This is a genomic window from Phycobacter sedimenti (assembly GCF_038148855.1).
In the GTDB taxonomy this organism is placed as follows: Bacteria; Pseudomonadota; Alphaproteobacteria; order Rhodobacterales; family Rhodobacteraceae; genus Phycobacter; species Phycobacter sedimenti.
In genome coordinates this window covers 204,627-218,144 of sequence record NZ_JBBVGR010000005.1, presented here as the reverse complement: position 1 = coordinate 218,144, position 13,518 = coordinate 204,627, and the positions used below count along the sequence as shown (strand labels likewise).

Annotated in this window: 12 protein-coding genes; 10 read left to right on the top strand and 2 right to left on the bottom strand. The window is 59.8% G+C overall.

Going from position 1 to position 13,518, the window contains the following annotated elements:
• Nucleotides 1–194 precede the first annotated feature (194 nt).
• Genes AADA15_RS10800 through AADA15_RS10785 form a run of 4 tightly spaced genes read left to right on the top strand, consistent with a single transcriptional unit; the run spans nt 195 to nt 2,839 of the window.
• Complete coding sequence (locus AADA15_RS10800) at nt 195–695, top strand: type III secretion system chaperone family protein (protein WP_341641567.1); 501 nt, start codon at nt 195–197, stop codon at nt 693–695.
• 44 nt (nt 696–739) lie between these two features.
• Nucleotides 740–1,555: a pyrroline-5-carboxylate reductase gene (gene proC / locus AADA15_RS10795; RefSeq protein WP_341641566.1), complete on the top strand. Its 816-nt coding sequence runs from the start codon at nt 740–742 to the stop codon at nt 1,553–1,555.
• On the top strand, nt 1,548–1,886 hold the full coding sequence (locus AADA15_RS10790) for a tRNA-binding protein (protein WP_341641565.1): 339 nt from the start codon (nt 1,548–1,550) through the stop codon (nt 1,884–1,886). Before proC ends, AADA15_RS10790 begins: the two co-directional genes overlap by 8 nt.
• A 2-nt stretch (nt 1,887–1,888) precedes the next feature.
• Complete coding sequence (locus AADA15_RS10785; protein WP_341641564.1) at nt 1,889–2,839, top strand: 2-hydroxyacid dehydrogenase; 951 nt, start codon at nt 1,889–1,891, stop codon at nt 2,837–2,839.
• 5 nt (nt 2,840–2,844) lie between these two features.
• On the opposite strand, the gene AADA15_RS10780 is transcribed toward AADA15_RS10785, so the two are convergent.
• Complete coding sequence (locus tag AADA15_RS10780) at nt 2,845–3,438, bottom strand: thymidine kinase (protein WP_341641563.1); 594 nt, start codon at nt 3,436–3,438, stop codon at nt 2,845–2,847.
• A 482-nt stretch (nt 3,439–3,920) separates the two neighbouring features.
• Here AADA15_RS10780 and AADA15_RS10775 point away from each other — a divergent pair, with 482 nt between their 5' ends.
• Nucleotides 3,921–4,391, top strand: coding sequence for a hypothetical protein (locus AADA15_RS10775; RefSeq protein WP_341641562.1), 471 nt, complete (start codon nt 3,921–3,923; stop codon nt 4,389–4,391).
• Nucleotides 4,392–4,443: 52 nt separating this feature from the next.
• Here AADA15_RS10775 and AADA15_RS10770 read toward each other — a convergent pair whose 3' ends face one another.
• A complete protein-coding gene (locus AADA15_RS10770) occupies nt 4,444–5,568 on the bottom strand; it encodes a beta-ketoacyl-ACP synthase III (RefSeq protein WP_341641561.1) in 1,125 nt (374 codons plus the stop codon).
• 219 nt (nt 5,569–5,787) lie between these two features.
• Between AADA15_RS10770 and AADA15_RS10765 the strand changes: the two genes are divergently transcribed.
• From AADA15_RS10765 to AADA15_RS10745, 5 genes are all read left to right on the top strand, one after another.
• Nucleotides 5,788–6,267 (top strand): MarR family winged helix-turn-helix transcriptional regulator, encoded by a 480-nt coding sequence (locus AADA15_RS10765; RefSeq protein WP_341641560.1) that lies wholly within the window; start codon nt 5,788–5,790, stop codon nt 6,265–6,267.
• Entirely contained in the window at nt 6,264–7,322 is a 1,059-nt protein-coding gene (locus AADA15_RS10760) for an efflux RND transporter periplasmic adaptor subunit (protein WP_341641559.1), read from the top strand. Before AADA15_RS10765 ends, AADA15_RS10760 begins: the two co-directional genes overlap by 4 nt.
• A 10-nt stretch (nt 7,323–7,332) precedes the next feature.
• A complete protein-coding gene (locus tag AADA15_RS10755) occupies nt 7,333–10,374 on the top strand; it encodes an efflux RND transporter permease subunit (protein ID WP_341641558.1) in 3,042 nt (1,013 codons plus the stop codon).
• A gap of 324 nt (nt 10,375–10,698) precedes the next feature.
• Complete coding sequence (locus tag AADA15_RS10750) at nt 10,699–11,577, top strand: delta-class carbonic anhydrase (RefSeq protein ID WP_341641557.1); 879 nt, start codon at nt 10,699–10,701, stop codon at nt 11,575–11,577.
• A gap of 713 nt (nt 11,578–12,290) precedes the next feature.
• Nucleotides 12,291–13,409 carry a class I SAM-dependent methyltransferase gene (locus AADA15_RS10745; protein ID WP_437343190.1) on the top strand — a complete coding sequence of 373 codons (1,119 nt, stop codon included), beginning with the start codon at nt 12,291–12,293 and terminating at the stop codon, nt 13,407–13,409.
• Nucleotides 13,410–13,518: the final 109 nt, after the last annotated feature.

The following is a 13,518-nucleotide window of genomic DNA, read 5'->3' as shown; positions in this document are numbered from 1 at the left end:
CCGAGATTTTGGGTGCCTTTCCACTTCATCCACAACTTATTGCAGATATCCCCAAATAAAGGGTTGCCAGCCTGTCCTTGCGCCGCCACCATATCTAGTATGGGAGCGGGGATGCCTCCCCGGTCCATTGAGCGCAAAGCTAGCTCTTGCGGGTCCGTAGAGGCCCCAATGCTAGATACCAGAGAGGTGGCATCATGGCCCTATCCGAGCATCATCTGGAAGACGACATTCACCCCATCGACATCGTCGAAAACATTGCCTCCCACCACGACTGGGATTTTGATCGTATCGGCGACGATCAGATCGCCATGGCGGTCGAAGGGCAGTGGCGCACCTATTCTGTCACGCTGGCGTGGTCGGGCTATGAAGAGACCCTGCGCCTGGTCTGCAGCTTTGAAATGGAGCCGCCCGAAGACAAGCTGCCGCAGCTTTACGAGCTCTTGAACCTGATCAATGACCAATGCTGGGCCGGGGCCTTTACCTATTGGGCGGAGCACAAGCTGATGCTTTATCGCTATGGTCTGATCCTATCGGGCGGGCAGGCGGCCAGCCCCAGCCAGATCGATGCGATGATCCATGCGGCCGTCTCCAACAGCGAGCGCTATTACCCGGCTGTGCAACTGACAACCTGGGCCGGCCAGTCCCCAAGCGAGTCTTTGCAGGTGGCCATTGCAGAGGCCTATGGTCGCGCATAAACCTGTGCCCCGAGGGTGAGAAACGAACACTGGGGGGCAAAACCATGGACATGAATGCAATCGCTGGGCGGGGGCTCGTTCTGCTGGGCTGCGGCAAGATGGGCTCGGCCATGCTGGCGGGCTGGCTGGAGGGCGGGTTGCCTGCATCGTCGGTCTGGGTGCTTGATCCTTATCCGTCTGACTGGCTGAAGGGCACGGGTGTCGCGATCAACCAGGGCCTTCCGGAAAATCCGGCGATCGTTCTGATTGCTGTCAAACCGCAGATGATGGGTGATGCGCTCCCCAGCCTCAAGGCGCTGGGCAACGGCGACACATTGTTCATCTCGGTCGCGGCAGGGATTTCCTGTGCAAGTTACGAGGCGATGCTGGGGGGCAGGACCCCGATCGTGCGTGCGATGCCCAATACGCCGGCCGCGATCGGGCGCGGCATCACCGCCCTGATCGGCAACAGCCAAAGCGGCGCACAGCATCTGGATATGGCTGAATCCCTGTTGTCGGCAATTGGTCAGACCGTTCGGCTTCAGTCCGAGGATCAGATGGACGCGGTAACCGGCGTCAGTGGCTCCGGCCCCGCATATGTATTCCACCTGATCGAAACGCTGGCCGCCGCTGGCGAGGCGCAGGGGCTTCCTGCCGATCTCGCCATGCAGCTTGCCAAGGCAACGGTTGCGGGCGCAGGGGCCCTGGCTGAAGCCGCCGATGAAAGCCCCGAGCAGTTGCGCATCAATGTGACAAGCCCCAATGGAACGACTCAGGCGGCGCTTGAGGTTCTGATGGACAAGGATGGCGGATTTCCTGAGCTTCTGAACCGTGCGGTAGCCGCAGCCGCGAACCGATCAAAGGAGCTTTCAGGTGAGTGAGATTACCTTTGATGATTTCCTGAAGGTCGATATCCGCGTCGGCAAGGTGGTGCGGGCAGAGCCTTACCCGGAGGCCCGCAAGCCTGCGATCAAGATGTGGATCGATTTTGGCGACGAGATCGGCGAGAAAAAGACCTCGGCCCAGGTGACGGCGCACTACACGCCGGAAACGCTGGTGGGGAAACAGGTTCTGGCCGTGGTCAACTTCCCGCCGCGGCAGATTGGCAAATTCATGTCCGAGGTGCTGGTTCTTGGCCTGCCGGATGAGGCGGGCGAGATCCGTCTGATCGGCCCCGATGGCCCGGTTCCCCTTGGCGGAAGGATGCACTGACCATGAAACTATTGATCACACGGCCGATGACCGCCGCAGTCGAAGCGCGGGCGCGGGCTGAATTCGATGTGGATATTCGCCCTGATACGGGGGTGCTCAGCCGCGCGGAAATGGAGCGCGCCCTTCGCGACTATGATGTTGTGATGCCGACCCTTGGGGATCTTTTTTCGGCGGATGTGATTGCCAGCGCTACGAAGGCGCGGTGCCGTCTGCTGGCCAATTTCGGTGTCGGCTACAATCATATCGATGCCTCGGCAGCCCGCGCTGCCGGTATTTCGGTTACCAATACGCCGGGCGCGGTCACGGATGCCACTGCCGATATCGCGATGACCCTGATCCTGATGTCGGCGCGCCGTGCCGGCGAGGGGGAGCGGCTGGTACGCTCCGGTGCCTGGGAGGGGTGGCATCCGACCCAGATGCTCGGTCAGCATGTGACCGGCAAGAGTGTCGGGATCATCGGATTGGGACGGATCGGCGCGGCAATCGGGCGGCGCTGTCATTTCGGCTTTGGCATGAAGGTGTTCTACACGGCGCGCAGCGACAAGGAGCCGGGATATCCTGTTACCCGTTGCGAATCCTTGGCTGATATGGCTGCTCTGGTCGACTTTCTGGTGGTCGCGGTTCCGGGCGGCGCTGAAACCCGGCATCTCGTTGATGAGGACATTCTTGCTGCCATGCAGCCTCATGCACATCTGATCAACATAGCGCGGGGCGAGATCGTGAAAGAAAGTGCTCTGATCGCGGCGCTGCAGGACGCGCGGCTAGCCGGGGCTGGACTTGATGTCTACGAGTTCGAACCCAAGGTGCCAGAGGCCCTGCGTGAGCTGGACACGGTGACACTGCTCCCGCACCTTGGCACCGCGACCGAGGAAGTGCGCACCAACATGGGCCACATGGCCCTTGATAACGTGGCCGCCTTTGTCTCCGGAAAGGCTCTGCCCAACCCGGTCTGATCGGATCAGGAGGCTGTGGGCCGGTCGCCTACGGCTTCTCGCCAGTGGCGGCGGCACAGCGAGACATAGGTCTCATTTCCGCCGATCTGAACTTGTTCGCCTTCAGTGATGGTGCGGCCCTGCCCATCCTGTCTGATCACCATGGTCGCCTTCTTGCCGCAGTGGCAGATGGTGCGCACTTCGCGCATCTCATCGGCCAGGGCAAGCAAGGTGGCAGATCCCGGAAACAGGTTGCCCTGGAAATCCACCCGCAGCCCATAGCACAAGACCGGCACGCCCAGATCATCCACCACGCGGGCCAGCTGCCAGACCTGGTCGGGGGACAGAAACTGCGCCTCGTCAATAAAGATGCTCGCCAGCGGCCCCTGATCCAGGCGGGACTTGATCCGATCGAACAGGTCGTCCTCAGGAGAAAACACATCCGCCGCTTCGCTTATCCCGATCCGAGACGCGATCCGCCCTGCGCCGGCGCGATCATCGATGCGGGCAGTCAGCAGGTAGGTTTCCATGTTGTTTTCGCGATAGTTGTGCGACGCCTGGAGCAGTACAGCCGACTTGCCCGCGTTCATGGTGGAGTAGTGAAAGTAGAGCTTTGCCATAGGGGCGGTTTACCCTTTGGTATCGGGTGAGTGAACAGCAAATCGCTCCGTTTCCGTGCTGCACCGGATCCGGCTTCCCGTTTCCGCATTTGCCGCGAAACCTGCCGATCCTCGATACTGATATGGGATGATGCAAAGACCTGGAAACGAATTGCGTCCTTGCGCGGTGCTCTGTCCGATCCGGGCAATAGCGAGCCCTGGGGATGGAAAGGTGCAGATGCCGCCAAGGACGCAGAGAACAGGGACCCAATCGATTACCCACGCACACTGGTAAACGAGAGCCCCGAAAATATGCAGAAGCTCAACCTCACTCACAAAGCCCGCTTCACCCCAAAATGATGCAGGAATGGCATCGGGGACACTCGTTAAATCCCTGAAAACGCAAGGGATGGATCAAGTATTGCAATTCGTTTAAAAGGAGAGCATGGGAAATTGTCGATTTCATTCCCCGCCCACGGGGAACCGCGAATTAGTGAGACTACATGGCAGACATTGGTACGTACCTGAAAAAGCACACGGAAGCCCTGGTCAAGGATGTCGGAATCGAGGCAGCCTGTCAGATCACCGGTAAGTCCAAGGCCACCTTGGGGCGGTATTATTCGGACAATGCTGAACATGCCGAACGTTTCATGCCCGTAGATTCCGTCGCAAAGCTGGAAGGCGCCGCCTCTTTTCCCCATGTGACAGCTGCCCTGGCGGATCTCAAGAACATCACCCTGTCATACAACCACTCCGAGGAAGGAGAGGGGGGCGCGGCGCGGACCAGTGGTGGTGTCAATGCTGACGTGATCGCGCTGAGCCAGCGGTTTGCGACCTTGATGAGCGAATATCAGGAGGCGATTGCGGACGGCATCATCACCGTCAACGAGGCAAAGCGTCTGCTTCGGGAGACGGTTCTGCTGCAGCAGGTTCTGCTCGAGATGAAGCTCCACCTCGAGGAAGAAAGCGCCTGATCGCCGCAAGCATCGGTTACGGCGCAGGGGCGGGTTCCAGAGATCTGAGGACCTAACCGTGGCGGCGTAGCAATACGGAGCCAACCGAATAGCCGGCGCCAAAGGAGCAGATCAGACCCATGTCCTGATCGGCCATATCGTCGGAATGCTGCGAAAACGCGATAATTGACCCGGCCGAGGATGTATTTGCATAATCCTGCAGAATATTAGGCTGCTCCTCTGGCGTGGGGGTGCGGCCCAGAACCTTCTTGCCGATGAAATCGTTCATAGACTTGTTTGCCTGATGCAGCCACAGGCGTTTCAGATTGTCGCTTGAGGCGCCGCTGTCGCTCAGGTGCTGGGCGATGTGATCGCTGACCATGGGCAACACTTCCTTGAATACCTTGCGCCCGTTCTGCATGAACTGCATGTCACGGCGATCCGCGACCCCATCTGGCCGCGAGCGGCGCAGGAAGCCGTTGTTGTTGCGGATATTGTTGGAAAACTCGGTGGCGCAGCGGGTGGACAGGATCTCGAAATGAGGCCCTTTGGCGTCTTCGATCCGCTCGACCAGCGTTGCCGTGGCCACATCGCCAAAGATGAAATGGCAATCCCGGTCCCGCCACTCCAGATGGCCCGAACAGATCTCGGGGTTGACCACAAGCGCCGAGCGGATGCTGCCGGAACGGATCATGTCGGCGGCCACCTGCAGGCCAAAGGTGGCCGAAGAGCAGGCAACGTTCATGTCGAAGGCAAAGCCCTTGATGCCCAGAAGGTTCTGGATCTCGATGGCAACGGCCGGATAGGCGCGCTCCATGTTCGAGGCGGCGCAGATCACCGCATCCACATCGTCAGCCGATTTACCCGCCTGCGCCAAGGCCTTCTTCGCGGCGTCGACCGCCATTTCAGCCATGATGCCTGGCTCGTCATCGCTGCGCTGGCGCAACAGGGGGTGCATCACTTTGGGGTCCAGGATACCGGATTTGTCCATTACATAGCGCCGCTCGATGCCCGAGGCCTTGATGATGAACTCTTCCGAGGAATGCTGCATCGGCTCCATCTCGCCCGCGGCAATGGCCTCGGCGTTCTGCGCGTTCATGCGATCGGCATAGGCGTTGAAAGCCTCGACCAGTTCGGCATTGGTGATGGACTGAGAGGGGGTGAAGACCCCGGTGCCGGTGATGGCAGCTGTGAACATTGCAACGAACCCAGAAGTTTTGAAGTGCCGTATATCTGGGCACTTTGCGCAAGGAAGGTCAAGGGCAGTCCATGCCTGCCCCAAGGGCAAGACCTGCCGGATAAGTGAACTTCTTCACATGAAAAGTTCATCCCATGAAGTATTGTGGTGCGAATCCCGCTGGAACGCGGATCACCTTCACCTGCGGGAAGGTTCAAACATAATGCGGCGGATATACAGTTGAGCGAAGACGTGCCCTGCCTGTCGCCAGAGATCTGCGCCTTGCTGGGTGTCTATGCGCTCTACTGGAAGGTGGAAAACGCCATCGAGGAAACGGCTCTGGCACCCCGTCTCGGCCGACTGGAAAGTCGACTTTTGATCCATATGGATCAACCGCGGCGGATGGGGGCCCTGGCGCAGCTGCTTCTGACCGGCGCGCCCTCGGTCACCGCGGCTGCCGACAAGCTCGAAAAGTTGGAGCTGGTTGAGCGCATGCCCGATCCGGATGACCGGCGCGCGTTGTTGCTGCATTTGACGGAACGGGGCCAGCAGGTGCGTGTGCAGTTGCAAAAGGAAGTCAGCGATCTGTTTCGGGAGATTTCCGATCTCTCGACTGCCGATATTGACCGGTTTGCGGCTCTATCCATGAAAATCCATGATACGATTCTGGGACAAGGGGCGCGTCTGTCCCCGCAGGTCCCGAAAGGAGATACTGAATGACGAGATTCAAGAGATTGGTGGCGCGCTCTGCGCTTGCATTGGCGATTGCCTCTTTCGTACCCTTGGCGGCCTTGGCTGCGGACGAGGCCCTCAAACCCGTCAAACTGCTCCAGACCCGGACCGGAAGCATGACGATCGAGCGACAGTTTTTTGGCCAGGTTGCCGCAAAGCAATCCGTGGATCTGGCCTTTCAGGTTGGTGGCCAGGTGGTCAGGTTCCCTGTCGCCCAGGGCTTTGTCGTCCCCAAGGGGCAGATGGTGGCGCAACTGGATCTTGAGCCGTTCGAGTTGCAGCTGGAACAGGCGCGCCTGCAGAAGGAACAGGCCGACCGTACGGTTGCGCGGCTGGAAAAGCTGGCCGGGACCGTGAGCCAGGTTTCGATCGATGATGCCGAAACGCAGGCGGGCTTGGCTGGTGTGGCCTTGCGAAATGCAGAGTACGAGCTCCAACATGCGACGCTGACGGCACCTTTCGACGCGCTGGTCTCCAGCAGGGAGGTCGACAATTTCACCACCGTGGGCGCAGGAACGCCCATTGTGCGCCTGCACGACATGTCCGAATTGCACATCAAGGTGGATGTGCCGGAAATCCTGTTCCAGCAGGCCGATCAGAGCGACCAGGTTGAAATCACCGCTTCTTTTCCTGGCTGGGATACAACCTACCCGGTCGAGATCCTGGAGTTCGACGCCGAGGCGAGCAGCGTGGGGCAGACCTATCGCGTGACCTTCCGACTGGCGCCGCCTCAAGATCGCCAGATCCTCCCCGGTGCTTCGGTCGCAGTGCGCGTCAAGGTCGAAACCGACGCCGAGGCCATCGTTCTGCCCGCCACAGCCATCGTGACCTCATCGGACGGAAAGACCGGTGTGATGGTCTTTTCCCCAAGCGGGGCGGATCAGGGCTCGGTTGCCTGGCACGCCGTCACGGTCACGCCCACGCAGGACGGGGAATTTGCCGTCCAGAGCGGTCTTGAGGGCGGAGAGGATGTTGTTCTGACCGGCGGAAATGCCCTGAACGACGGTCAGGCGGTGCGCCGCTTTGCCGGTTTCGCGAACTGAGGTCGGCGCAATGGACATCGCACGCGCTTCGATCGAAAAGCCGCTGTATACGTGGCTGATCATGCTGATCGCCCTTTTCGGGGGGATCTGGGGATTCCTGTCGCTTGGGCGTCTCGAAGACCCGGCCTTCACCATCAAACAGGCGGTTATCGTCACTCAATACCCGGGAGCAACGGCAGAACAGGTTGCCTTGGAGGTGTCGGAACCTCTGGAGTCGGCCATCCAGAAGATGGCAGAGGTGGATGTCATCACCTCGATAAACCAGCCAGGGCAATCGCTGATCGAGGTTGAAATCAAATCGACCTATGACGGCAGCGAACTGCCGGCGGTCTGGACCAAGCTGCGCGCCAAGATACGCGATGCATCCAGATCCTTGCCGGATGGAACCAGCAATCCCTATGTGAACGACTCTTTCGGGGATGTGTTCGGCCTGTTCTACGCGGTCACCGCCGAAGGCTTTACCGATGCCGAGAAACACGAGCTTGCGACCTTCCTGCGGCGCGAACTGCTGACGGTCGAGGGCGTTGCCGACGTCGACGTGGCAGGCCTGCCGGACGAGGCGATCTATGTCGAGCCGAACCTTGCGGTTTCGGTAAATCTGAATGTTCCCATGACGGCGATCGCCAGTGCTATCGCCACATCGAACTCGGTGCGGGAGGCGGGCAAGCTCGATGCCGGCGACACGGACACGCGCCTGATCGCGCCGGACGGTTCTGACAGCGTATCCGAGATTGCCGGCCTGTCGGTCGGGGTGCAGGGCGAGGTGATCAACGTTGTGGACATGGCCAGCGTCCATCGCGGAAGGGTGGCCGATCCGAGCCTGATCGTACGCTACAACGGCACCGAGGCTTTCACCCTCGGGGTTGCGGGCATTGCCTCTGAAAACATCGTCGATGTGGGCAAGAATGTGGACGCGAAGCTGGCACAGCTGGATAGTGAAATCCCCTATGGTGTGTCCCTGCAGCCGATCTACCAGCAGCATGTGGTGGTGGATCAGGCCTCGAATGACTTTCTGGTGAACCTTGCCATGTCGGTGGCCATCGTCGTTGTGGTTCTGGGCTTGTTCATGGGGCTGCGGGCCGCGGTGGTTGTGGGGACGACCCTGTTGCTGACGGTGGTCGGCACATTGCTGTTCATGAACCTCTTCAGCATCGAGATGGAGCGCATCTCGCTGGGGGCCCTGATCATTGCCATGGGCATGCTGGTGGACAATGCCATTGTGGTGGCCGAAGGAATGCAGATGGCGATGCTGCGCGGCAAATCCTCTCGCGATGCCGCAGAGGAGGCCGCAAGCAAAACCCAGATTCCGCTTCTGGGGGCGACCGTCATCGGGATCATGGCCTTTGCAGGTATTGGCCTCAGCCCGGATGCCACCGGCGAATTCCTGTTCTCGCTGTTTGCGGTGATCGGGATTTCCCTGCTGCTGAGCTGGATATTGGCGCTGACGGCAACACCGCTTTTGGGGCACTACTTTTTCAAGACCGGCACCGGCGGCGGCGGCGATGAATACGGCGGCCTGATCTTCAGGACCTATGGCACCATCCTGCGCCTGTCGCTGAAATTGCGCTGGCTGGTGGTCGTGGGATTGGTCGTGCTGACGGCGGCCTGTTACGTGGGCTTTGGGCAGGTGAAGCAGGCCTTCTTCCCGGATTCCAATACGCCCCTGTTCTTTGCGCATCTGAAGCTGCCTCAGGGGACGTCCATCGACACCACCTCACGGCAGCTCAGCGTGATTGAGGACTGGCTGTCCGAGCGGGACGATGTGGTGTCCACATCTGCCTTTGTTGGGCAGGGCGCCACCCGTTTCATGCTGACCTATTCGGCGGAGAAAGCGAATCCAAGCTATGGCCATCTGATCATTCGCACGCCCAGCCTTGAGGCAATTCCGGCATTGCAGGCGGATCTGGAAGCTTTTGGCGCGCAGGCCCTGCCAGAAGCGGAATTCCGCACCAAACGGCTGGTCTTTGGCCCTGGCGGCGGTGATCCGATCCAGATCCGTTTCTCGGGGCCGGATCCAAAGGTTCTGCGACAGCTTGGTGACGAGGCCATGGCCCGCCTCAAGCAAAGTTCGGAAGATATCCTGAGCGTGCGTCACAACTGGCGTGAACAGGAACTGGTCTTGCAGCCCATCTATGCCACGGATCGCGCCCAGACCGCAGGTATCGCGCGCGAGGACATCGCGGATGCCATGCAGTTTGCCACCGATGGTATCACGGCGGGCGTCTTCCGCGAACGGGACCGGTTGATCCCGATCATCATTCGCCGCGCTCCGGACGATCACTCCAACATCATGGATCAACTTGTGTTTTCCTCGTCATCCGGCAGTTTCTTGCCGCTGGAACAGATGATCGATGGGGTTGATGTTCAGGTTCAGAACACGCTTGTGCACCGCCGTGACCGTGTTTTCACCCTGACTGTCGGTGCGGATATCTCGGCGGAGGCGACGGCGGCCACCGTCTTCAGGCAGGTCCAATCCAGTATCGAGGGGATGAGACTGCCGCTCGGCTACATGATGGAATGGGGCGGGGAGCACGAGAATTCTGCCGAGGCGAACAAGAGCCTAGGCGCCCAGTTGCCGGTCTCGTTGCTGATCATGGTGCTGATCTCGGTGCTGTTGTTCAACGCAATCCGCCAGCCGGTGATCATCTGGCTTTTGGTTCCGATGTCCGTCAACGGGGTGGTGATCGGCCTCCTGGGGTCCGGAATGCCATTTACCTTTACGGCGCTTCTGGGTCTGCTGAGCCTTTCGGGCATGCTGATCAAGAACGGTATCGTGCTGGTCGAGGAAATCGATCTGGTGCGGGCAGAGGGACGCCCGCTGCGCGAGGCCATCGTCGAGGCGTCGGTTTCGCGCCTGCGCCCGGTGATGCTGGCGGCGGTGACGACGATCCTTGGCATGTTGCCGCTTCTGGGCGATGCCTTTTTCGTCTCGATGGCGATCACGATCATGGGTGGTCTGGCCTTTGCAACAATCCTCACACTTGTTGCGGCGCCTGTCTTCTACCTGATCTTCTTTGCGCGCGACGAAAAACGGGAAGCGGCCGCTGCCTGAGGCGAAGCGCCGAAGGACAAAGATCACAAAAAAGGCCCCGGCAGTTGCCGGGGCCTTTTTCGTGATTGCCTCTGCGCTCTATATCAAGGGAATGAAAGGCACGTCGCAGGCGGAGAGGGCGGCAAGGCCCGCAAGGATTGTGATCAGGCGCATCTGGGGGGCTCCGTCGAATTTTTTGCACCTGCCATCAGACCTCAAAGCGCAAGCCGGGTCAAATGTCGCGGCTTTCGCAGCAGCCGATTTGGCGTTATTAAAAACTTATTCAAACAATGGTATGCACATTTGGAGCGTGCGAAGGTCCATCAACCGGCGAGGGAGATCCCAATGAATCCCAGTAAGCATACGTGTTTGAGTGTCTCGATCGTTTCAGCTTTTCTGATTGGTGCAGGGTCAGCGCTGAGCGCTGCATCTGACGGCGCACATAGCGTCGATGACGCGGTGATCGCCGAGCAGCGACGCAGCCTCTCCGAGCATACCCTTTTTGCAGGCTATGGACCGCAGTCCCCAAGAAACATCGATAGTCGAAGCGGCAGCAACCGTGTCCAGTTTGAGGCCGCGCCGCCCTTCACCGAAATGAACCTGTGCAATATTCACTTTCACGAAAGCGCCGAACACCGCGGAGGGGAGTTCACCACCTATGCCGGAAACGGCGATGGGCATGGCTATGGCACAGGTTTCAAGTACTCGGGCGAGTTGAGTATTGCGGAGCTGGCGCCTCTGGCAGAGCCCGTAGCCGAAACCGAGCATGGCAGCCTTGAGCCCGGCGACACCATCGAGGTGCATTATGTCTACACCACCGCGCGGGTCGATCCGGGTCCGACCCTGGGATCCTGCCTGAGCGAAGCGATAAAGAACCCGCAGCTGCGGGTCGAGGCGCAGGTCTTTGTGCTGGTCAACGATGAGGAGGCGCTGGATTTCACCAAGCTGACGCGCCTTCAAAAGGTGGAGGGTCTTACGCAAGCCATCAATATCCCCTCCGATACCGGGCGCCCCGTGGAATATGCCGGCTCCACCACCGGGCCGGGATACAACGAAAAGGGCTCACCGTTTCAGGTCACCTGGTCGGTGCGTCCCAAGGTGGCCAAGGTCAGCATCCAGTCGGTCGCCCGTTGGCTCGCCTACAATCCCTTTGATGAGGATCACGCCCATGGCGTGCGCAACCTGGTGATCAACCCGGATCTGTTGTCGGTGATCGGGCGATAGACCCCGTCGCACTGATTGGAGCACAGGTAGAATGAACCACGGCAGAGGTCGCGTTGATGGGCACGCCAGAGCCAGGGCCGCTCAGATCTTGCGTGACTTTTTATCCGGCAAGATCTCAAATGATCAATTCGCCGAGGAGTGCCCCAGAACGGATGATCTCGCGGTGCACGCGATATGGAATACGGCTTGGCTCTTTTACGACGACTTCAAAGAGCACAAGCTGACTGGGCGATACCGACTCCCACCCGATCAGAAACGTGCCTGTGTGCGCTGGATCCTGTTCTTGCACAGTGATCTGCCTTACGAGTGGTCAGATCTGACGCTCCCGGGCGCAGATCCCGCCGCGCGCGTGGAAAGAAGCGTTTTCAGGCGGTTGTTCTCAATGTCGAATCCCATCGACGAAGAGCAGGCGACCCGATTTCTCTCGGCCGGACACTATCCCGTTTGGCCTTTTCTGAGGGTGGCGGACTACAAGAGGACTCTGTCCTCCCCAAGGCTGCTGGCCCAGTCAGGTCAAAAGATAGAGTGAGAGCTTCGCGCATACGGAAATAGCACTGACTTTGCCTCTGCCTTTTACGGTTTCTTAGACGCCTGCAGTGAATATTCGGTCGAAAGCATTTACCTAGAAAGGGAAGAAAAGCTTGCACCACGACCAAGGGCCTCAGGCCGCTCGAACTGCCCCTCATGACATTGTTCAAGACGTTTCGCAGCTTATGGAAAGCGCAAAGTCCACGCCTTTGACGGATGGCGGTCTTCGGACCTCGCAGATCCTGTCTGAGGTGCTGGAACGGGATCCCCACCATCACGAGGCGCAGATCCTGAAAGAGAGGCTGCACCAGATGTTCGTGCCGCGCTGGCACTTCCCCATGATGGCGGACAAGGCGCGCAACAGCGCCTATGCAAAGGCGATTGCGGCCAAGGTGCAACCGGGCGACGTGGTCCTGGATATCGGCTGCGGGGCGGGCCTTACTGCGATGATGGCCGCGCGGGCCGGGGCGAAACACGTTTACACCTGCGAGCAGCAGCCCCTGATTGCCGAAGCCGCCAAACAGGTCATTGCCGACAACGGGCTGAGCGACCGCATCACGGTTCTGTCGAAATGGTCACATGAGATCGTTGTGGGCGTGGATATTCCCGAGCCTGCGGATGTGGTGATCTCGGAAATTGTCGATACCGTTCTCCTGGGGGAGGGGGCGCTGGCGACGCTGACCCATGCCATGGGGGCACTCGCCAAACCCGGTGCCCGTGCCATCCCCGAGCGTGGAACGCTGATGGCGCAGCTGGTGGAAAGCGAGAAGCTGGTTCGGCAGTGGCAGCCTCAACAGGCCGAAGGCTTTGATATCAGCGCCTTCACGCGTCTTGCCGATGTGGCGCAGATCACCCCGAATGACTTTGCAGCCTGCGGTTTGCGGCCTCTCGGGCCGACGACAGAGATGTTCCGGTTCGACTTTGCCCGGCCCAGTCTCAATTCAGCGCGCACCACCGAAGATCTGTTCTGTGTCGCCGCCGGAACCGTTCATGCCGTGCTTGTCTGTTTTGACATGGAGCTGGCACCGGGCATTTCGGTGACAAATGACATTTCATCGGACGGCCACTGGGGGCGTACCGCCTATCTGCTGGACACCCCGCGCCAGGCCGAAGCGGGGGACTATCTGCGGGTTACTGCGCAGCATGATACCTCCCAGCTCAGCCTCTCAGTCCACCAGATGCCTGTCAGCGCAGAGGACGCCGAGAATACTGCGACCTGGATGTCCCGTGCCAAGCGGGCCAATGCCTTGCTGCGCGTACGCAGCGATGGCAGCACGGGCACGGTCGGCAGCCACGTCGCATAAGGGGCCTGCCAAACCTTGGTCTGGCCCCAGCGGCGCCTTTGGGCCCACGTAGAATACGAAAAGCCCCGGAACCAGTCCGGGGCTTTTGGGGTGATCTCTTTGGGCGGGG

Bases quoted from the DNA above. Each gene is read 5' to 3' on its own strand.
- AADA15_RS10800 (WP_341641567.1), top strand. From the start codon at position 195: ATGGCCCTATCCGAGCATCATCTGGAAGACGACATTCACCCCATCGAC.
- proC (WP_341641566.1), top strand. From the start codon at position 740: ATGGACATGAATGCAATCGCTGGGCGGGGGCTCGTTCTGCTGGGCTGC.
- AADA15_RS10785 (WP_341641564.1), top strand. From the start codon at position 1,889: ATGAAACTATTGATCACACGGCCGATGACCGCCGCAGTCGAAGCGCGG.
- AADA15_RS10780 (WP_341641563.1), bottom strand. From the start codon at position 3,438: ATGGCAAAGCTCTACTTTCACTACTCCACCATGAACGCGGGCAAGTCG.
- AADA15_RS10775 (WP_341641562.1), top strand. From the start codon at position 3,921: ATGGCAGACATTGGTACGTACCTGAAAAAGCACACGGAAGCCCTGGTC.
- AADA15_RS10770 (WP_341641561.1), bottom strand. From the start codon at position 5,568: ATGTTCACAGCTGCCATCACCGGCACCGGGGTCTTCACCCCCTCTCAG.
- AADA15_RS10760 (WP_341641559.1), top strand. From the start codon at position 6,264: ATGACGAGATTCAAGAGATTGGTGGCGCGCTCTGCGCTTGCATTGGCG.
- AADA15_RS10755 (WP_341641558.1), top strand. From the start codon at position 7,333: ATGGACATCGCACGCGCTTCGATCGAAAAGCCGCTGTATACGTGGCTG.
- AADA15_RS10750 (WP_341641557.1), top strand. From the start codon at position 10,699: ATGAATCCCAGTAAGCATACGTGTTTGAGTGTCTCGATCGTTTCAGCT.
- AADA15_RS10745 (WP_437343190.1), top strand. From the start codon at position 12,291: ATGGAAAGCGCAAAGTCCACGCCTTTGACGGATGGCGGTCTTCGGACC.